Origin of the sequence: Janthinobacterium sp. PSPC3-1 (genome assembly GCF_049896105.1) — a bacterium.
Classification (GTDB): domain Bacteria; phylum Pseudomonadota; class Gammaproteobacteria; order Burkholderiales; family Burkholderiaceae_D; genus Janthinobacterium.
In genome coordinates this window covers 24,628-42,269 of record NZ_JAFCTQ010000033.1, presented here as the reverse complement: position 1 = coordinate 42,269, position 17,642 = coordinate 24,628, and the positions used below count along the sequence as shown (strand labels likewise).

The window sequence follows — 17,642 nt, the reverse complement described above, 5'->3', positions numbered from 1 at the left end:
TATATGACAATAATCAATGTTTCCTATAAGCGCGATGCAACGCGCACTTCCCTTGCTTTCCGACCCAACCTTGAGGAAATCGCTATCATTGTCCAGTTTTTGAATAAAACTGCGGCATTTGGGAAAAACTGGTTTCTATCGCAAGATACAGAAGCAAAGTCGTTTCTTTATCCGGTTTTCGATGCGTCGGGAGAGCTCACGACAGTGGCCGAAGCCGTACTCGAGACCGAATTCAAGGGTGAGACATCCCGATTTCTCAGCGCCTGGAATGGCGAGCTCGGCGACGATGATGGCGCGACCATGGCGCTTGGATTCAGCGACAGCGATTGGCCCGCCCGGACCTTCCGGATCAGCGATCACGGTCAAGGCGTGAAACGGCTTGGTATTGATGGGGTAAAAGAGCTCCTGTCCATAATCGCGGGGTCTCTGCGGCCGGCCTTTATCACGGTAGCACGTAATCAGTATTTTAAAAAACAAGTCTTCAAGGATCGTCCAGGTGTAGGCTGGATGTTGTACCTGCCGCGTGTACTGACGGTCCAGCAAGTGCCGGAAGCCCGAGCCCTGGTGCCCGTGATGGCGGTGGGCGAGCAAGGCAAAGACCAGCAGATCGGCACTATCATCGTCAGCGTCACCGACGAGCCTTTTTCTGATGAGAATCCCGAGCACGTCAAGATCGCCAATGCCATTGAAATTCGTCTGGTCGATCAGGACTTGCTGCCACGCTATGTCGATATTTGACGCACGACAACGCGTTCTGTTCGCGCGAAAATTTTCAGCCATGCATGGCGACACCTTCATGAGAAGGTGTCGCACTTGGCTTTAGAGGCTGCCCAGTTTAACCGGCCAGCTTGGCCTTCAGCAGTTCCGTCAGCTGGGCCGGGTTGGCCTTGCCTTTAGACGCCTTCATGGCCTGACCGATCAGCGCATTGATGGCCGCTTCCTTGCCGGCGCGGTACTGCTCGACCGACTTGGCGTTGGCTGCCAGCACTTCGTCGACGATCGCTTCCAGGGCGCCCGAGTCCGAGATCTGTTTCAGGCCCTTGGCCTCGATGATGGTGTCGACCAGGTTTTCATCGCTGGACTTCGCTTCCCACATGCCGGCGAAGACTTCTTTTGCGGCCTTGTTGGAAATCGTGCCGTCGGCGATACGCTTGAGCATGGCGGCCAGCTGGGCCGGCGAGACCGGCGCCGCATCGAGGTCCGTGCCTTCGCGGTTGACGGTCGAGGCGACGTCGCCCATCAGCCAGTTGGCGGCGGCCTTGGCGTTGTCCTTGCCGGCCTTGTCGACCACGGCGACGAAATAGGTGGCCATCGCTTTCGACTGCGTCAGCACCAGCGCGTCGTACTCGGGCAGCGCGTATTCGCTGATGAAGCGCGCGCGCATGGCGGCCGGCAGTTCCGGCATGTCGGCTTTCACGCGGGCGATCCACTCGGGCGAGATGACCAGTGGCGGCAGGTCCGGGTCCGGGAAGTAGCGGTAGTCCTGGGCGTCTTCCTTGCTGCGCATTTCGCGCGTTTCCTTGCGGTCCGGATCGTACAGGCGCGTGGCCTGCACCACCTTGCCGCCGTCTTCGATCAGTTCGATCTGGCGGCGCACTTCGACGTGCACGGCTTCTTCGATAAAGCGGAACGAGTTCAGGTTCTTGATTTCGCAGCGGGTGCCGAATTCCGTCTGGCCGACCGGGCGCACCGAGACGTTGACGTCGCAGCGGAACGAGCCTTCCTGCATGTTGCCGTCGCAGACGCCGAGCCACATCACCAGCGAGTGCAGGGCCTTGGCGTAGGCCACGGCTTCGGCGGCGCTGCGAATTTCCGGTTCCGAAACGATCTCCAGCAGCGGCGTGCCGGCGCGGTTCAGATCGATGCCGCTCATGCCGGCGTAGTCTTCGTGCAGCGACTTGCCGGCGTCTTCTTCCAGGTGGGCGCGCGTCAGGTTGACGGTCCTGGTGACGAATTGCCCATCCTTTTCATAGCCGAAGGTCAGCGCGCCGCCGATCACCACCGGATCTTCGAACTGGCTGATCTGGTAGCCCTTGGGCGAATCCGGGTAAAAATAGTTCTTGCGCGCGAAGACCGAATGCGGCGCGACGGTGGCGCCCACGGCCAGGCCGAAACGGATGGCGCGGTCGACCGCCTGCTTGTTCATCACCGGCAGCACGCCCGGCAGCGCCAGGTCGACCGGGCTGGCCTGGGTGTTGGCCTCGGCGCCGTACTTGATCGGCGAACCGCTGAAAATTTTGGAGTCGGTCGTGAGCTGCACGTGGTTCTCAAGACCGATGACGACTTCCCATTGCATAGTGTTCTCGCTTCTTTTTTTAGTTAAACGCCTGGGGCGCGCGTGTGCCAGTCCGTCACCAGCTGGAACTGGTGGGCCACGTTCAGCAGCCTGGCCTCGCCAAAGTAATTGCCGATGATTTGCAGGCCGACCGGGCGCCGGCTGTTTTTCTCGCCGTCGCCGAAGCCGCACGGGACCGACATGCCGGGCAGGCCGGCCAGGCTGGTCGACAGGGTGTAGATGTCGGCCAGGTAGTTCGCCACCGGGTCGTCGGTCTTGTCGCCCAGGTCCCAGGCCACGGTCGGTGCGACCGGTCCCATGATCACGTCGCATACCGCGTTCGGGCCGTTCAATACCGCGTCGAAGTCCTGCGCGATCAGGCGGCGGATCTTTTGCGCCTTCAGGTAGTAGGCGTCGTAGTAACCGTGGCACAGCACATAGGTGCCGACCATGATGCGGCGCTTGACCTCGGCGCCAAAGCCTTCGGCGCGGCTTTTCTTGTACATGTCCTGCAGGTCCTTGTAGGCGCTGGCACGGTGGCCGTAGCGCACGCCGTCATAGCGCGACAGGTTGGACGAGGCTTCGGCCGGCGCGATCATGTAGTAGGCGGGAATCGACAGCGCCGTGTTCGGCAGCGAGATATCGACCAGGGTGGCGCCCAGTTGCTCGTATTGCGCCAGCGCGCCGCGCACGGCCGCTTCCACGTCCTTGGCCAGGCCGTCGCCGAAGTATTCGCGCGGCACGCCGATGCGCAAACCTGTGAGGGGTTGATCCAGGCTGCGCGTAAAGTCTTCGGCCACGCCGCCCTGTTCCGGCGTCAGGCTGGTCGAATCGCGCTCGTCGAAACCGGCGATCACGTTCAGCAGCAGCGCGCAGTCTTCGGCGGTTTTCGCCATCGGGCCGCCCTGGTCCAGCGAGGAGGCAAACGCGATCATGCCGAAGCGCGACACGCGGCCATAGGTGGGCTTGATGCCGGTGATGCCGCAAAAAGCGGCCGGCTGGCGGATCGAGCCGCCCGTATCGGTGCCGGTGGCGGCCGGCGTCAGGCGCGCGGCGACGGCGGCGGCCGACCCGCCGGACGAGCCGCCCGGTACGGCAGTCGCGTCCCACGGATTCTTCACGGCGCCGAAGGCCGAGTTCTCATTGCCGGAACCCATGGCGAATTCGTCGCAGTTGACCTTGCCCAGGCTGACCATGCCGGCCGCCAGGCATTTTTCCACCACCGTGGCGTCAAACGGGCTGACGTAGTCGGCCAGCATTTTCGAGCCGGCCGTGGTGCGCCAGCCTTTGGTGACAAACAAGTCCTTGTGCGCGATCGGCACGCCGGTCAGGGCGGTGGCGGTGCCGGCGGCGATGCGCGCGTCGGCCGCTTCGGCCTGTGCCAGGGTCAGCGCACGGTCGACGTGCAAAAAGGCGTTCGAGCCGTCGGCTTCGATGCGGTCGAGGAAATGCGTCGCCAGTGCCACGGCGGAAATTTCCTTGTTCTGCAAGAGCGCGGACAGCTGTTTGATGGATTTTGTATGCATGGCGTTTCTATTCTGATATTCGACAGGAGGACAGGGCGCAGTGGTCGCCGATGATTATTCGATCACTTTGGGCACCAGGTACAGGCCATCCTGGACTTTCGGCGCCATCGCCTGGTAGTCGTCGCGGTGGTTGGTTTCGGTGGCCTGGTCTTCGCGCAGGCGCAGCGCGATATTGTCCATATGGGCGGCCAGCGGGTGGCTCAGCGGCGCCACGCCGTCGGTATTGACGGCCTGCATTTGTTCTGCCAGCGCAAAAATTTTGTTCAATTGTTCCAGTGACGTGGCGGCCTGGTCGTCGGCCATGTCGAGTTGTGCCAAATGGGCAATGCGTTTTACATCGGAGAGTGTCAGGGACATGGCGAAAGGTGCGCGGGGCACGCAATAAGTATTAAGTTGGCGCTTTGATAAAACGCGGGTATTTACTGCTCTTTTGCTCACAAAAACTCGGGAATGCCGCGTAACTCGCGGCGGCAAGCGTCGCACTTTTCCATGGTTTTTGAGCAAATCGCATTCAAATTATAAGGTAGAATGGCGGGTTAATGCGTTGCCGGCGCCGATGGACTGCTGCCGCAGCATAGAAACGATTGCGCAAGCGCCAAGCGAACCGCCGAAAAACGCCCGTATGGGTTTTCGAAGGAGCCTGAAAGCGCCCGCTTTGAAACTCCCCATAAACAGCTTTTGCGCAGCTCGATGCGCTACAGGACACTCATGTTTGGTTTTTTACGCAGGTATATCTCCACCGATCTGGCCATTGACTTGGGCACGGCCAACACTCTGATCTATGTACGCGGCCTGGGCATCGTCCTGGACGAACCGTCGGTCGTCGCGATCCGCCAGGAAGGCGGCCCGAATGGCAAGAAAACCATCCAGGCGGTCGGCAAGGAAGCCAAGCAGATGCTGGGCAAGGTACCGGGCAATATCGAAGCGATCCGTCCGATGAAAGATGGCGTGATCGCCGACTTCACCGTCACCGAACAGATGCTCAAGCAGTTCATCCGCATGGTGCATGACTCGAAATTCTTCCGTCCGTCGCCGCGCATCATCATCTGCGTGCCGTGCGGCTCGACCCAGGTGGAACGCCGCGCGATCCGCGAATCGGCGCTGGGCGCGGGCGCCTCGCAGGTCTACCTGATCGAAGAACCGATGGCTGCGGCCATCGGCGCCGGCCTGCCCGTGTCGGAAGCGACCGGCTCGATGGTGGTCGATATCGGCGGCGGCACCACGGAAGTGGGCATCATTTCGCTGGGCGGCATGGTCTACAAGGGCTCCGTGCGCGTCGGCGGCGACAAGTTCGACGAAGCCATCGTCAATTACATCCGCCGCAACTACGGCATGCTGATCGGCGAACAGACGGCCGAAGCGATCAAGAAGGCCATCGGTTCGGCCTTCCCCGGTTCGGAAGTGAAAGAGATGGAAGTCAAGGGCCGCAACCTGTCCGAAGGCATCCCGCGCTCGTTTACCATTTCGTCCAACGAAATCCTCGAAGCGCTGACCGACCCGCTGAACAATATCGTCTCGGCCGTGAAAAACGCGCTGGAACAGACGCCGCCGGAACTGGGCGCCGACATCGCCGAAAAAGGCATGATGCTGACCGGCGGCGGCGCGCTGCTGCGCGACCTGGACCGCCTGCTGATGGAAGAAACCGGCCTGCCGGTACTGGTGGCCGAAGACCCGCTCACCTGCGTGGTGCGCGGTTCCGGCATGGCGCTGGAACGCATGGACAAGCTCGGCTCGATCTTTTCCTACGAGTAATCGGATCAACGGGCCGGAAAGCGGGTTTCCGGCGTTGGTTTTGGCGCCGGCGTGAGGCCGGGGCCCGCACGTTGGCGCACTGCGCCTGGCCTGATTATTGGAAGTCATGGAATACAGTCCTCCGCCACTTTTCAAACAGGGCGCCTCCGCCCGCGTCAAGATGATGGTGTTCGCCGGCATTTCGATCGCCTTGCTGCTGGTCGATTCGCGCATGCATGCGCTGACCGCCGTGCGCCAGGCGGTCGGCACCGTGCTGTATCCGGTGCAGATGGCGGCGCTGGTGCCGCGCGACGTGGCGCTCGGTGTCGGCACGTATTTTTCCTCGCTGTCGGCGCTGGAAAAACAGGTGCGCGACCTCAAGCACGAACAGATCGCCTCGGCGCAGATCCTGCAGCAGGCGCAGCTCAATATCGTGGAAAACAACCATCTGCGCAAGTTGATGGAAGCGCGCGAGCGCGTGCCGGTGAAATCCATGCTGGCCGAAATCCTGTACGACACGCGCGATTCGGCCACCCGCAAGATCGTGCTCGACCGCGGCATCCAGCATGGCGTGGAACTGGGCCGGCCCGTGATCGACAACCTGGGCGTGGTCGGCCAGGTCACGCGCGTGTTTCCGTTTACCTCGGAAGTGACCCTGCTGACCGATGAAGAGCAGGCGATTCCCGTGCAGCTGCTGCGCAACGGCGTGCGCAGCGTGGCCTATGGCCGCGGCAAGTCCGGCACCATGGAATTGCGCTTCACGGAGCCGACCGCCGACATCCAGATCGGCGATATCGTGATTACGTCGGGCCTGGACGGCCTGTACCCGGCCGGCCTGGCCGTGGCGCGCGTGACCCTGGTCGAGCGCAATGCGCATGGTCCGTTCGGCCGCGTGGTGTGCCAGCCGCTGGCCGGCATCGAGCGCAACACGCAGCTGCTGATATTGACCAGCTCGCCCGATATTCCGCCGCGTCCACCGGTCGAAGAAATCAAGGTCGGCCGCAAGATCGCCGGCAAGATGGCGCCGATCAAGGATACGGCCAAGCCGGCCACCCCTACGCCGGCTGCTGGCGCACCCGCCGCTACGCCCGCTGCGGCGCCGGCCGCCAAGCCGCCTGCCGCCGCCCCTGCCAACCCGACCACCGAGGCGACACGATGAACCGCCCGCATTACATCCTGCTGCCGGTCAGCCCCCTGTTCATCGGCTTTTCGCTGCTGTGCGCGTTCCTGCTGAACCTGCTGCCCTGGGGCCATTTCGTCGGCGTGCCCGATTTTGTCGCGCTGGTGCTGGTGTTCTGGGGCATCCACCAGCCGCGCAAGGTCGGCATCGGCGTGGCCTTTTTCATGGGCCTGATGATGGACGTGCACGATTCGACCCTGCTGGGCGAAAATGCGCTGGCCTATACCTTGCTGTCCTATTTCGCCATCATGATGCACCGCCGCGTGCTGTGGTTCCCGATCATGACGCAGGCGCTGCATGTGCTGCCGCTGCTGCTGCTGACACAGGCGCTGCAACTGGTGACGCGGCTGATCGTGTCGGGCCGCTTTCCTGGCTGGCTCAATTTCATCGAGAGCTTTATCGCCGTGATCCTGTGGCCAATCATTACCTGGATGCTGCTGGCGCCACAGCGCCGCGCCGTGGACCGCGACCATAACCGGCCGATCTGACCTTGACCCGCGATGACCGAACTTAAAAACACCGAGCGCGAACTGCATTTCTTCCGGCTGCGCCTGACGATACTGGGCGCGCTGGTCTTTGTCTGCTTTTCGCTGCTGCTGGCGCGCTTTATCTGGCTGCAGGTGATCAAGCATGAAGACTATGCCACCAAGGCCGAGGACAACCGCATCGCGCTGGTGCCCATCGTGCCCACGCGCGGCCTGATCCTGGACCGCAACGGCGTGGTCCTGGCGCGCAATTATTCGGCGTTTACGCTGGAAATCACGCCGTCCAAGCTGAGCGCCAGTCTGGATTCGGTGATCGATGAACTGGGCACCCTGGTCCAGATCGACATCAAGGACCGCCGCCGCTTCAAGAAACTGCTGGAAGAATCGAAAAATTTCGTCAGCGTGCCGCTGCGCACCCGCCTGACCGACGAGGAAGTGGCGCGCTTCTCGGCGCAGCGCTTCCGCTTTCCCGGCGTCGAGGTGCAGGCGCGCCTGTTCCGCCAGTATCCGATGGGCGAAGTGGCTTCGCACGTGGTGGGCTTTATCGGCCGCATCAACCGCAATGAATCGAAGGCGCTGGAAGAGGGCGACGACGCCGCCAACTACAATGGCACCGACCACATCGGCAAAGAGGGCCTGGAAAAAAGCTACGAAAAGCAGCTGCACGGCACCACCGGCTATGAAGAGGTGGAAGTGTCGGCCGGCGGGCGCGCCATGCGCACCCTGTCGCGCACGGCGGCCGTACCCGGCAATAACCTGGTCCTGTCGATCGACATCGAGCTGCAAAAAGTGATGGAAGAGGCCTTCGGCGAATGGCGCGGCGCGGCCGTGGCGATCGACCCGGCCACCGGTGATATCCTGGCGTATGTCTCCAAGCCCGGCTACGACCCGAACCTGTTCGTCGATGGCATCGACCAGCAAAGCTGGAACGAACTCAATACCTCGCTGGACCGGCCGATGGTCAACCGGCCATTGTCCGGCACCTATGCGCCCGGTTCCACCTTCAAGCCCTTCATGGCGCTGGCGGCGCTGGAACTGGGCAAGCGCACGCCCAGCCAGGCTATCTCCGACCCCGGTTTCTTCATGCTGGGCGGCCATATGTTCAGGGACGACAAGGTCGGCGGCCACGGCACGGTCGACATGCACAAGTCGATTGTCGTCTCTTGCAACACCTATTATTACCAGCTGGGCCGCGACATGGGCATCGACGCCATCCACGACTTCATGAAGCCGTTCGGTTTCGGCCAGCTGACCGGCATCGACCTGAATAACGAAAAGACCGGCGTGCTGCCCTCGACCGAATGGAAGCGCAACCGTTTCAAGACGGCGCAGCAAAAGAAATGGGTGGGCGGCGACACGATTTCGGTCAGCAACGGCTCCGGCTACAACTCCTATACGCCACTGCAGATCGCCCATGCGACGGCCACCCTGGCCAACAACGGCGTGGTGATGAAGCCGCACCTGGTCAAGATCATCGAAGACGCCGCCACCCGTGCGCGCACCCTGACGGTGCCCAAGGAAAGCTATCGCATTCCTTTGAAACAGGAAAACATCGACACCATCAAGCGCGCCATGGTTGGCGTCACCAGCGAAGCGGGCGGCACGGCAGCGAAAATCTTTACCGGCGTGCAGTACACGGTGGGCGGCAAGACCGGTACGGCGCAGGTGGTGGGCATCAAGAAGAACGAGAAGTACAATGCCAAGCTGCTGGCCGAACGGCTGCGCGACAACGCCTTGTTTACCGCCTTTGCGCCGGCCGACAAGCCGCGCATCGCGATGGCCATCGTGGTGGAAAACGCCGGCTTTGGCGCGGGCGTGGCCGCGCCGATCGCGCGCAAGGCGCTCGATTACTACTTGCTGGGCAAGCGTCCGGGCGAAAAGGAGCGCGACACCACCAAGGTGCCGAAGGAAGACGTCGACGAAGTGCGCACCCTGGAAGAAATCACCGACGAGCAGGCCGGCGCGCCGCCTGCGACGCAATAAGGAAATGCATGTCCATTAACGAAAGGCGCTCGCTGTGGCGGCGCGCCAAACCCTATCTGGCGGTATTCGATCCGCCGCTGATGCTGATCATCCTGATGCTGCTGGCCACCAGTTTGCTGACCCTGGCGTCGGCCAGCCTCGGTATCCCCGGCAAGATCGAAGACCACCTGCGCAATATCGTGCTGTGCTTTTTCGTGATGTGGCTGACGGCCAATGTGACGCCGCAGATGATGATGCGCATCGCCGTGCCCGCGTATACGATCGCGGTGCTGCTCCTGATTGCGGTGGCGCTGTTCGGCACCATCAAGCTGGGCGCGCGGCGCTGGCTGCATATCGGCGTGATCGATATCCAGCCGTCGGAATTTTTGAAGATCGCCGCGCCGCTGATGCTGGCCTGGTTCTTCCAGCACAATGCGGGTTCGCTGCGCTGGCAGTCGTTCGCCATCGCCGCCGTGCTGCTGCTGGCGCCCGTCTACCTGATCGCGCGCCAGCCCGACCTGGGCACGTCGCTGCTGGTGGTGGCGGCCGGCTTTACGGTGATTTTCCTGGCCGGCCTGCCGTGGCGTATCATGCTGGGACTGGCGATTGTCGTCAGCTGCTACCTGCCGATCGCCTGGTCGCACATGCATGACTACCAGCGCGACCGCGTGATGATGCTGATCGACCCCACCAAGGACCCGCTGGGCAAGGGCTTTCACATCATCCAGTCCATCATCGCCATCGGTTCGGGCGGCATGACGGGCAAGGGCTGGACCCACGGCACCCAGGCCCACCTGGAGTTCGTGCCGGAACGCACCACCGACTTCATCTTCGCCGTGTATTCCGAAGAATTCGGCCTGGCCGGCAACCTGGTCCTGATGCTGATGTATTTGCTGCTGGTGGGCCGCGGCCTGATGATCGCCGCCAATGCCCCCAGTTTTTTCACTCGCCTGCTGGCAGGAGCGATTACCATGATTTTCTTTACTTACGCCTTCGTCAACATGGGCATGGTCAGCGGCATCCTGCCGGTGGTCGGCGTGCCCTTGCCTTTCCTCAGCTATGGCGGCACCGCCCTGATCACGCTGGGCGTGGCCACCGGCATCCTGATGAGCATACAGCGCCACCGCAAGCTGGTGCAGACCTGATGCGCGCGCCCCTCGACACCCTGTTTTCCCGTGGTTGTGGCCTGGCCGTCCTGCTGACCCTGGCCGCCTGCGGCACGGCGCCGCAAAAGCCGGACAATGTCAGCATGCCGCGCGCTGGCAAGGTCAAGATTCCCGTGCGCCAGGATCCGACCCTGCCGGCCTTGCCGGCAGCCGGTTCCGGCCGTGGCGGCTACTACAAGGATGACGGCCCGGGCGACAATCCGCCGGCCAACCTGCGCGACGTGCCCGATGCGGAAGTGCGCAACGAACCGTATTCGACGCGCTCGAACCGTCCCTACGTCGTGTTCGGCAAGACCTATACGCCGATCACCGACAACGAACCGTTTACGCAGCGTGGCACGGGCACCTGGTATGGCAAGAAATTCCACGGCCAGCGCACCTCGTCGGGCGAAATCTACGATATGTACAAGATGACGGCGGCCCATCCGACACTGCCGATTCCGTCGTATGCGCGCGTGACCAGCATCGACAGCGGCGAACAGGTGATCGTGCGCATCAACGACCGCGGACCGTTCCACGCCACGCGCGTGATCGACGTGTCGTACACGGCCGCGCTGAAACTGGGTTTCCTCGGCAAGGGCAGCCACCAGGTGATCGTCGAACGGCTGCTGCCGGCCGAGATCGACGCCATCCTGGCCGCCCGCGCGGCGCCGAAACCGGTGCCGTCGGTGGTGGCCAGGTCGATCGAGACCCCAGACGACAGCGAACCGGAATTGAAAGCCGTGGTGCAGCCGGAAATCACCGCGCTGTCAGCGGTCGACGCGACCGTCGCGGCGCCCGCGCCCAGCGCGCTGGCCACCGGTTTTTATCTGCAGCTGGGCGCCTATTCGCGTGCGGACAATGCGGAAGCTGGCCGCGCGCAGCTGGCGCCGTATGCGCAGACGCTGGGCAACCTCGACGTGGTGCCGGCAGGCCCGCTGTTCCGTTTGTACGGCGGCCCCTTCACCAGCCGCGCCGATGCGGCGCGCGCGGCGGCCAGCCTGCCGGCATCGGCTGGCGTCAAGCCAATCGTGATCGAACGCTAGGTTTTACTTGCAGCTGCGCAGTTCCTGCTCGTCGAACTGCGCAGTGATGGCGGCCAGCCGCGTGCGCGTGGCCGCGTCGAGGTTGCGGAACTGGTAGGCGAGCTGCTTGCTGGAGCTGTAGCGCGGCGCCACGCGGGCGCTGTGCACGCCCTGTTTCTGCAGCGAGGCCAGATGGCTTTGCGCGCTGGTTTCCGACTTGAAGACGCCCAGCGAAATGCCCCAGCGCTGCGGGCTGCCTTCTCCCATGATGAAGTAATTCGTCACGCCCAGCTGCTTGAGTTCACCGGCCTTGCGGTCGGCGCCTTCCTTGCTGCCCTGCGGCGGAATGAACACCATATAACTGGAAATATCCTGGCCAGCCACGTTGCGGCGCGACTGGCGCTCGCCCAGCTCCAAAGGTTCGAGCCTGGCTTCGAACTTGCGCGCGTCCGCCAGCACGAAGTTGCCCACTTCGGTGCAGGCGAACACCTGCGGCGCAGCGGCTGGGGCCGGCACCGGTACTGGCGCAGTTGTGGCCGCCGCCGGTGTTGCCGCTTCGGCTGGCGCGGTCGCCTGGGCTTGCGTCAGCAGGGTGATTTTTTCGGCGTGCAGCTGGTTTTTCAGGCGCGCCGGTTCACGCGTTTCGGTGCGAAAGCTGCCCAGGTAGCCCTGGCCGATGGCCAGCACCAGCAGGTTGATGGCGGCCAGCAGCCAGAAGACGAATTTCAGCATGGTTGTGTTCCTTGCGCACGGTTTGCCCTGGCCGCCGTCTGCAGGCCGAGCATGACGATATTGTCCACCAGTTGAAACGGCAATGCCAGCGCTGGGGCGATGCGTGGCGCGGCGCCGCCCGACAGCAGACAGGCTTGCGCGCCATGTATGCGCACGGCGCGCTCGATGGCGCCGGTTTGCGCCGCCAGGCAGCCGGACAGGATGGCGTCATCGGTATTGTCGGCAAAACCGGCCGGCAGCGGGGCCATATCGGCAATCTGCGGCAGCTGCGCCGTATTGCGCGCCAGCGAACTGGCCATCAGGCCCAGTCCCGGCAATATCATGCCGCCCAAAAACACGCCCTCGGCGGTGAGGGCGTCGATGGTGGTGGCGGTGCCGCAATTGGCGACGATCACGGCTTGATCCGGCGCCAGCGCGCGCGCGCCGATGGCGGCGGCAAAGCGGTCGCAACCGAGCTGGGCCGGGTTGCGGTAGCCGTTGGTCACGCCGGCCAGCTGCGGCAGCGAGATAAAATCACGCGGCGCGACTGGCAGCATGGCGCGCAGGCGTGCGGCGATGGCGGCACCCGCCACATTCGACAGCAGCGCCCCGGTGATCGGCAGTGGCGCCCACTGCGCGCCCAGGGTATCGAGCTGCGCATGCGCCACCGCGCCGCTGGCCAGCCAGCCGCCCAGCGGCGCATCGGGCGCCACCAGTACCCATTTGATGCGCGTATTGCCCGCGTCGATCAGCAGTAGCATGCGCTTACTCCTGCGCCAGGCGCAAGGAGACGTCGCCGGACATGATCTCCACCAGGCCGCCCTCGGTCGCCAGCAGCAGCCGGCCCAGCTGGTCGACGCCGGCGGCGATGCCCTGTTGCAGCAGCTGGCCGTTGTCGAGGATTTTCACTTCCCGGCCCTGCCAGGCGTGCAGGGCGTTCCAGCGCTCCGTAAACGGCGCGAAACCGGTATCGTCGAATTCGGCCAGCACGCCGGCCAGCCGGCTGAGCAAGGCGGCGACCAGGGCGTTGCGTTCCATCTGCGCCAGCCAGGGCACGGCCGACACGCTGCGCCCGATCTGCTGTTCCAGCGCATCGGGCATGGTCAGATTGATGCCGCAGCCGATCACGGCCCATACGCCGCCGTCTTGAGCCTGCCGGGTTTCGACCAGGATGCCGGCCAGCTTGCTGCCGTCCTTGATCAGGTCGTTCGGCCATTTGAGTTGCACCGGCACGCCCAGCGAACCCATGGTCTCGGCCAGCGCCACGCCGACGGCCAGGGGCAAGCCGACCATGGCGGGCAACGGCCCCTTGAAACGCCAGGCCAGCGAGAACATCAGGCTGGCGTCGGCCTGCGACAGCCACGGCCGGCCCGCGCGGCCGCGGCCCGCCGTTTGCTGGCCGGCGATGCGCAAAGTAGCACCGGCCAGCTGCGCGCAGCGCGCCAGCAGGTCGGCATTGGTCGAGCCGGTTTCGGCGACCACCTCGATGGCGACGTGGGATGCGCCGGTGGCGCAAAGGGCGGCGATGGCCGCGCTGTTCAGGTCAAGATGAGAAGTCATGGAAGTGGTGGCTTGCCCGCCGACGGCTGGCGGGCTTTGTGGGGGGCGTTGGCAAACGCCAGGTCGTAGACGGCATTGGGCAGCAGGCGCAGCAGCTTGGCCACCACGCCCATCTGCCAGGGGATCACGCGGTAGCTGTCGCCGTCGGCAATCGCGCGCGCGGCGCGCTGGGCAAAGGCTGCGGCCGGCATCAGGAACGGCATGCGGTAGGCGTTGTGGCGCGTCATCGGCGTGTCGATATAGCCGGGCGTGATGGTGATGACCTTGATGCCGGCAGGTTTCAATTCCAGGCGCAGCGATTCGCAGTAGCTGATCACGGCCGCCTTCGACGCGCTGTAGGCTTCGGCGCCGGGCAAGCCACGAATGCCGGCCACGCTGGCGATGCCGACCAGCCGGCCGCCGCCTTGCGCTTTCATGGTGGCGACAAAGGGGGCAAAGGTGGCGACGGTGGCGGTGACGTTGATGGCCATCACCTGCTCGAACACCGACAGGTCTTGCGCGTGTTCGGTCAGGGTGCCCACCGAGACGCCGGCGCTGGCGATGACGATGTCGATGCGCCCGGCACAGGCCAGGAAATCATCGGCCGCCCGCTTGAGCGCGGCGTGGTCGCACACATCGACGGCGTAGGCGCGGTGCAGTTCGGGCCGGGGCAGGGAGGCGATCAGCTGATCGAGCGCCTCGCCGCGGCGGGCCAGCAGGCCCAGTTGCGCGCCTTCGTCGGCGTACTGGCGCGCCAGCGCGGCGCCCAGGCCGCTCGACGCACCGGTGATGAATACTGCATAAGGAACGCGCTGCATCAGCTGATGCCCACGTTTATTTCTTTTCCGCTTTGGCCTTGGCCACCAGCACGTCCATCACGGTCAGTGCCTGGGCGTTCAGCTGTTCTTCGTTCTTCGCCGATTTGCTGCCCTGGTCGGCCTGCGATGGCGAAGTGATGTAGCGGCCATCGATGGCGATCATCGGCCAGAAGGTGACGTTATAGCCTTGCATCATGGCGTCGGCCTTGCGCACGCGGCCGGAAATGCCCATCGAGCGGTAGGTGTCGATGAACTTCTGGCGGTCCACGCCCTGTTTGGCCACGAAGTCGAACACGGCGTCATCGGTATTCAAGCGGTTGTGCTCGACGTGCATGGCCTGGAACACCTTGGCGTGTAATTGGTCCGTCAGGCCCATCGCCTGCAAGGTGAAGAACAGCCGCTGTTGCGGCGCCACGCTGGCGTCGCGCGACACGTGCACGCGCTTGAAGACAATATTGTCGCCCTGTTTCTTGACCCATGCCGCCAGTTGCGGTTCCAGCACATTGCAATGCGGGCAGTAATAGGCGAAGAATTCCGTCACTTCGATCTTCTTGCCCGCTTCGGTCGGCTGGGCCGTGGCCAGGGTTTCATATTCGACGCCGTTCTTCGGCTCGGCCGGCGAGGCATAAGCGCCCGCAGCGGCGCCGCACAGGGCGGCGGCAAACAGGACTTTTTTCAGAAAACGCATGCTGCTTCCTTGTTTTGATGACTTACTTGGACTTATTTTGAATTCCGGACCACGGCGACATCGATGCCGTTGTCGGACAGTTTGGTGCGCGCGCGGTTCATGGCGTCGACCTGGTTGAAGGGGCCGATACGCACGCGATGCAGCACGCCGGCATCGGTGCTGCGGTCGCTGATGGCCGCTTCAAAGCCCAGCAAGGCCAGTTTGCCGCGCGTGCTTTCGGCGTCCGCCATGTCATGGAAGGCGCCGGCTTGCAGATAATAAATCCATTTGTCGCTGGCTGCATCGGCCTTGGCTTGCGCCGGCGGCGTGGCCGGTGCTGCCGCCGGTGCGGCTGGCGCTGGCGCGGCGGGCGCCGTGGCTTTCGGCGCCGGCTTGTCCTTCAGCGTGCCGATCAATTCCTGCAGCGCGTCCGGCGGTGGCGGCCGTGGCGTGGTGGCCGGCGCGGCCGGCGCCGTGATCTGGCCCGGCAAGGCCAGTTCGCGTGGCTCCTTCGAGAAATCGCGTGCCGCTTCCCGCGCCGCTTCCTTGTTGCCATACATCGGCTTGTTCGGATCGGCGATCTGGCCTGCCGTCGGCTCAAGCGACTTGCCGACCTTGCCCGACTTGTCGGTGAACGGCGAATTGCCTTTGGAGATCACCAGCGCCACCACCACGGCGATGCCCAGGCCGACCACCAGGCCGATGATGATGCCGACCAGCGTATTGCCCTGCTGGCGGCGGCTGGAAGTAAAGCGGGAAGCTTGATTCATGAAGGTTCAGACCTTTGCGTTTACATTTTGTTTGGCGCGGACACGCCGATCAGTGCCAGGCCGTTGCGCAGCACCTGGCGCGCGGCCAGTACCAGCGCCAGGCGGGCCATTTTCACGGCCTCGTCCTCGACCAGCACTTTTTCCGCAAAATAGAAGCTGTGCAGGTTGGCGGCCAGGTCGCGCAGGTAGAAGGCCACCTGGTGCGGTCCCAGTTCGGCTTGCGCGCGCGCCAGCATTTCCGGGTAGGCGGCCAGGGTCGCCAGCAGGGTCGCTTCCGTCGGCGCGCTCAGGGGCGACAAATCGGCGCCGGCGATGGTGCTCTCGTCGCCGCCCCAGTTTTCCAGGATGCGGCAGATGCGCGCGTGCGCGTACTGCACGTAATAGACCGGGTTTTCGTCGGTGGTTTTCAAGGCCACGTCGACGTCGAACACGAATTCGGTGTCGGCCTTGCGCGAGATCAGGAAGAAGCGCACGGCGTCGCGGCCCTTGGCGATATCGCCGCCGCCCGACCATTCGATCAGGTCGCGCACGGTCACGTAGGAGCCGGCGCGTTTCGAGATTTTCACCTCTTCGCCATCCTTCATGACGGTGACCATCTTGTGCAGCACGTAGTCGGGGTAGCCTTGCGGGATGCCCATGTCGAGCGCCTGCAGGCCGGCGCGCACGCGGGCGATGGTGCCGTGGTGGTCGCTGCCCTGGATATTGATCGCCTGCACGAAACCGCGCTGCCACTTGACCAGGTGATACGCCACGTCCGGCACGAAATACGTGTAGGTGCCGTCGGTCTTGCGCATCACGCGGTCCTTGTCGTCCGCATAGTCGGTGGTGCGCAGCCACAGCGCGCCGTCCTGTTCATAGGTGTGGCCGGCCTTGACCAGCGTTTCCACTGCGCTGTTGACCTTGCCGTCCTGGTACAGCGACGATTCCAGGTAGTAATTGTCGAATTTCACGCCGAAGGCCTGCAGGTCGATGTCCTGCTCGTTGCGCAAATAGGTGACGGCGAACGGACGGATCGACTCGATGTCCTCGACGTCGCCATTGGCGGTGGCGGGCTGGCCATCGCTGGCCGAGACCGTCTTGCCGGCCTTGAAGTCGTCGGCGATTTCGCTGATGTAGTCGCCGTTGTAGGCCGACTCCGGCCACTCGGCGTCACCGGGCTTGTAGCCGCGCGCGCGCGCCTGCACCGAATTGGCCAGGGTCTGGATCTGCACGCCGGCGTCGTTGTAGTAGAACTCGCGCGTCACCTGATAGCCTTGCGCATCGAACAGGGACGACAGCGCGTCGCCCAGCGCGGCCTGGCGGCCGTGGCCGACGTGCAGCGGGCCGGTCGGATTGGCCGAGACGAATTCCAGGATCACCTGCTTGCCGGCGCCGGCCGTGCTGCGGCCATATTGCTCGCCTTCGGCCAGGATGGTATTGACGACGGCCTGCTTGGCGGCGTTCGACACGCGCACGTTGATAAAGCCGGGGCCGGCGATCTCGACGGCCTCGACCAGGCCCTTGCCGGCCGGGTTGGCCAGCACGGCGGTGACGATGGTTTGCGCCAGCTCGCGCGGGTTTTGTTTCAGCTGCTTGGCCAGCTGCATGGCGATATTGCAGGCGACGTCGCCATGCGATGCGTCGCGTGGTCGCTCCAGCACCACGGCAGGCGCAAGCGAAGTGCCGGCCAGGACGGGAGCGAGGGCGGCCTGGAACAGGGCGATGATTTCTTGTTTCTGTTGGGCGAGCATGAGCAGGATGGCGGCGGAACCGCGTTAAGATTGAATAGAATGAATCAGAAAGCAAAACGGACGACGGTCGATGCCGTC

The 17,642-nt window shown here is 63.8% G+C and carries 17 protein-coding genes; 7 read left to right on the top strand and 10 right to left on the bottom strand.

Annotated elements, in window-relative coordinates; genetic code table 11:
• The first annotated feature begins 3 nt into the window (after positions 1-3).
• Positions 4-738: an immunity 52 family protein gene (locus ACP7B7_RS25150; RefSeq protein WP_308923786.1), complete on the top strand. Its 735-nt coding sequence runs from the start codon at positions 4-6 to the stop codon at positions 736-738.
• Between the two features lie 97 nt (positions 739-835).
• Here ACP7B7_RS25150 and gatB read toward each other — a convergent pair whose 3' ends face one another.
• Genes gatB through gatC form a run of 3 tightly spaced genes read right to left on the bottom strand, consistent with a single transcriptional unit; the run spans position 836 to position 4,158 of the window.
• A complete protein-coding gene (gene gatB / locus ACP7B7_RS25145) occupies positions 836-2,296 on the bottom strand; it encodes an Asp-tRNA(Asn)/Glu-tRNA(Gln) amidotransferase subunit GatB (RefSeq protein ID WP_308923787.1) in 1,461 nt (486 codons plus the stop codon).
• A gap of 23 nt (positions 2,297-2,319) precedes the next feature.
• Positions 2,320-3,801: an Asp-tRNA(Asn)/Glu-tRNA(Gln) amidotransferase subunit GatA gene (gatA, locus tag ACP7B7_RS25140; RefSeq protein ID WP_308923788.1), complete on the bottom strand. Its 1,482-nt coding sequence runs from the start codon at positions 3,799-3,801 to the stop codon at positions 2,320-2,322.
• A 54-nt stretch (positions 3,802-3,855) separates the two neighbouring features.
• Positions 3,856-4,158: an Asp-tRNA(Asn)/Glu-tRNA(Gln) amidotransferase subunit GatC gene (gatC, locus tag ACP7B7_RS25135; protein WP_308923789.1), complete on the bottom strand. Its 303-nt coding sequence runs from the start codon at positions 4,156-4,158 to the stop codon at positions 3,856-3,858.
• 351 nt (positions 4,159-4,509) lie between these two features.
• Between gatC and ACP7B7_RS25130 the strand changes: the two genes are divergently transcribed.
• The 6 genes from ACP7B7_RS25130 (at position 4,510) to ACP7B7_RS25105 (ending at position 11,350) form a co-directional block, all read left to right on the top strand.
• Positions 4,510-5,553 carry a rod shape-determining protein gene (locus ACP7B7_RS25130; protein WP_010393186.1) on the top strand — a complete coding sequence of 348 codons (1,044 nt, stop codon included), beginning with the start codon at positions 4,510-4,512 and terminating at the stop codon, positions 5,551-5,553.
• A gap of 106 nt (positions 5,554-5,659) precedes the next feature.
• Entirely contained in the window at positions 5,660-6,691 is a 1,032-nt protein-coding gene (gene mreC / locus ACP7B7_RS25125) for a rod shape-determining protein MreC (RefSeq protein ID WP_308923790.1), read from the top strand.
• A complete protein-coding gene (mreD, locus tag ACP7B7_RS25120; protein ID WP_308923791.1) occupies positions 6,688-7,200 on the top strand; it encodes a rod shape-determining protein MreD in 513 nt (170 codons plus the stop codon). The genes mreC and mreD overlap by 4 nt, the downstream gene beginning before the upstream one ends.
• Positions 7,201-7,212: 12 nt before the next feature.
• A complete protein-coding gene (gene mrdA, locus ACP7B7_RS25115; RefSeq protein ID WP_426078519.1) occupies positions 7,213-9,180 on the top strand; it encodes a penicillin-binding protein 2 in 1,968 nt (655 codons plus the stop codon).
• Between the two features lie 8 nt (positions 9,181-9,188).
• Entirely contained in the window at positions 9,189-10,304 is a 1,116-nt protein-coding gene (gene rodA / locus ACP7B7_RS25110) for a rod shape-determining protein RodA (protein WP_426078518.1), read from the top strand.
• Entirely contained in the window at positions 10,304-11,350 is a 1,047-nt protein-coding gene (locus ACP7B7_RS25105; RefSeq protein ID WP_426078517.1) for a septal ring lytic transglycosylase RlpA family protein, read from the top strand. Before rodA ends, ACP7B7_RS25105 begins: the two co-directional genes overlap by 1 nt.
• Before the next feature lie 3 nt (positions 11,351-11,353).
• On the opposite strand, the gene ACP7B7_RS25100 is transcribed toward ACP7B7_RS25105, so the two are convergent.
• Genes ACP7B7_RS25100 through argS form a run of 7 tightly spaced genes read right to left on the bottom strand, consistent with a single transcriptional unit; the run spans position 11,354 to position 17,564 of the window.
• Positions 11,354-12,061: an SPOR domain-containing protein gene (locus tag ACP7B7_RS25100; RefSeq protein ID WP_426078516.1), complete on the bottom strand. Its 708-nt coding sequence runs from the start codon at positions 12,059-12,061 to the stop codon at positions 11,354-11,356.
• The gene (locus tag ACP7B7_RS25095; protein ID WP_426078515.1) at positions 12,055-12,801 is read right to left on the bottom strand and encodes a type III pantothenate kinase; all 747 of its coding nucleotides are present in this window, start codon (positions 12,799-12,801) and stop codon (positions 12,055-12,057) included. Before ACP7B7_RS25095 ends, ACP7B7_RS25100 begins: the two co-directional genes overlap by 7 nt.
• A 4-nt stretch (positions 12,802-12,805) precedes the next feature.
• Positions 12,806-13,600, bottom strand: coding sequence for a biotin--[acetyl-CoA-carboxylase] ligase (locus ACP7B7_RS25090; protein WP_308923797.1), 795 nt, complete (start codon positions 13,598-13,600; stop codon positions 12,806-12,808).
• Positions 13,597-14,397 (bottom strand): SDR family oxidoreductase, encoded by an 801-nt coding sequence (locus ACP7B7_RS25085; protein WP_426078514.1) that lies wholly within the window; start codon positions 14,395-14,397, stop codon positions 13,597-13,599. Before ACP7B7_RS25085 ends, ACP7B7_RS25090 begins: the two co-directional genes overlap by 4 nt.
• Positions 14,398-14,413: 16 nt before the next feature.
• Complete coding sequence (locus ACP7B7_RS25080) at positions 14,414-15,085, bottom strand: thiol:disulfide interchange protein DsbA/DsbL (RefSeq protein ID WP_426078513.1); 672 nt, start codon at positions 15,083-15,085, stop codon at positions 14,414-14,416.
• Between the two features lie 32 nt (positions 15,086-15,117).
• Positions 15,118-15,834 carry an SPOR domain-containing protein gene (locus tag ACP7B7_RS25075; RefSeq protein WP_426078512.1) on the bottom strand — a complete coding sequence of 239 codons (717 nt, stop codon included), beginning with the start codon at positions 15,832-15,834 and terminating at the stop codon, positions 15,118-15,120.
• 20 nt (positions 15,835-15,854) lie between these two features.
• Positions 15,855-17,564: an arginine--tRNA ligase gene (gene argS / locus ACP7B7_RS25070; protein ID WP_426078511.1), complete on the bottom strand. Its 1,710-nt coding sequence runs from the start codon at positions 17,562-17,564 to the stop codon at positions 15,855-15,857.
• Positions 17,565-17,642: the final 78 nt, after the last annotated feature.

Coding starts and splice junctions, on each gene's coding strand:
- ACP7B7_RS25150 (WP_308923786.1), top strand. CDS start 4: ATGACAATAATCAATGTTTCCTATAAGCGCGATGCAACGCGCACTTCC.
- gatB (WP_308923787.1), bottom strand. CDS start 2,296: ATGCAATGGGAAGTCGTCATCGGTCTTGAGAACCACGTGCAGCTCACG.
- gatA (WP_308923788.1), bottom strand. CDS start 3,801: ATGCATACAAAATCCATCAAACAGCTGTCCGCGCTCTTGCAGAACAAG.
- gatC (WP_308923789.1), bottom strand. CDS start 4,158: ATGTCCCTGACACTCTCCGATGTAAAACGCATTGCCCATTTGGCACAA.
- ACP7B7_RS25130 (WP_010393186.1), top strand. CDS start 4,510: ATGTTTGGTTTTTTACGCAGGTATATCTCCACCGATCTGGCCATTGAC.
- mreC (WP_308923790.1), top strand. CDS start 5,660: ATGGAATACAGTCCTCCGCCACTTTTCAAACAGGGCGCCTCCGCCCGC.
- mreD (WP_308923791.1), top strand. CDS start 6,688: ATGAACCGCCCGCATTACATCCTGCTGCCGGTCAGCCCCCTGTTCATC.
- mrdA (WP_426078519.1), top strand. CDS start 7,213: ATGACCGAACTTAAAAACACCGAGCGCGAACTGCATTTCTTCCGGCTG.
- rodA (WP_426078518.1), top strand. CDS start 9,189: ATGTCCATTAACGAAAGGCGCTCGCTGTGGCGGCGCGCCAAACCCTAT.
- ACP7B7_RS25105 (WP_426078517.1), top strand. CDS start 10,304: ATGCGCGCGCCCCTCGACACCCTGTTTTCCCGTGGTTGTGGCCTGGCC.
- ACP7B7_RS25100 (WP_426078516.1), bottom strand. CDS start 12,061: ATGCTGAAATTCGTCTTCTGGCTGCTGGCCGCCATCAACCTGCTGGTG.
- ACP7B7_RS25095 (WP_426078515.1), bottom strand. CDS start 12,801: ATGCTACTGCTGATCGACGCGGGCAATACGCGCATCAAATGGGTACTG.
- ACP7B7_RS25090 (WP_308923797.1), bottom strand. CDS start 13,600: ATGACTTCTCATCTTGACCTGAACAGCGCGGCCATCGCCGCCCTTTGC.
- ACP7B7_RS25085 (WP_426078514.1), bottom strand. CDS start 14,397: ATGCAGCGCGTTCCTTATGCAGTATTCATCACCGGTGCGTCGAGCGGC.
- ACP7B7_RS25080 (WP_426078513.1), bottom strand. CDS start 15,085: ATGCGTTTTCTGAAAAAAGTCCTGTTTGCCGCCGCCCTGTGCGGCGCC.
- ACP7B7_RS25075 (WP_426078512.1), bottom strand. CDS start 15,834: ATGAATCAAGCTTCCCGCTTTACTTCCAGCCGCCGCCAGCAGGGCAAT.
- argS (WP_426078511.1), bottom strand. CDS start 17,564: ATGCTCGCCCAACAGAAACAAGAAATCATCGCCCTGTTCCAGGCCGCC.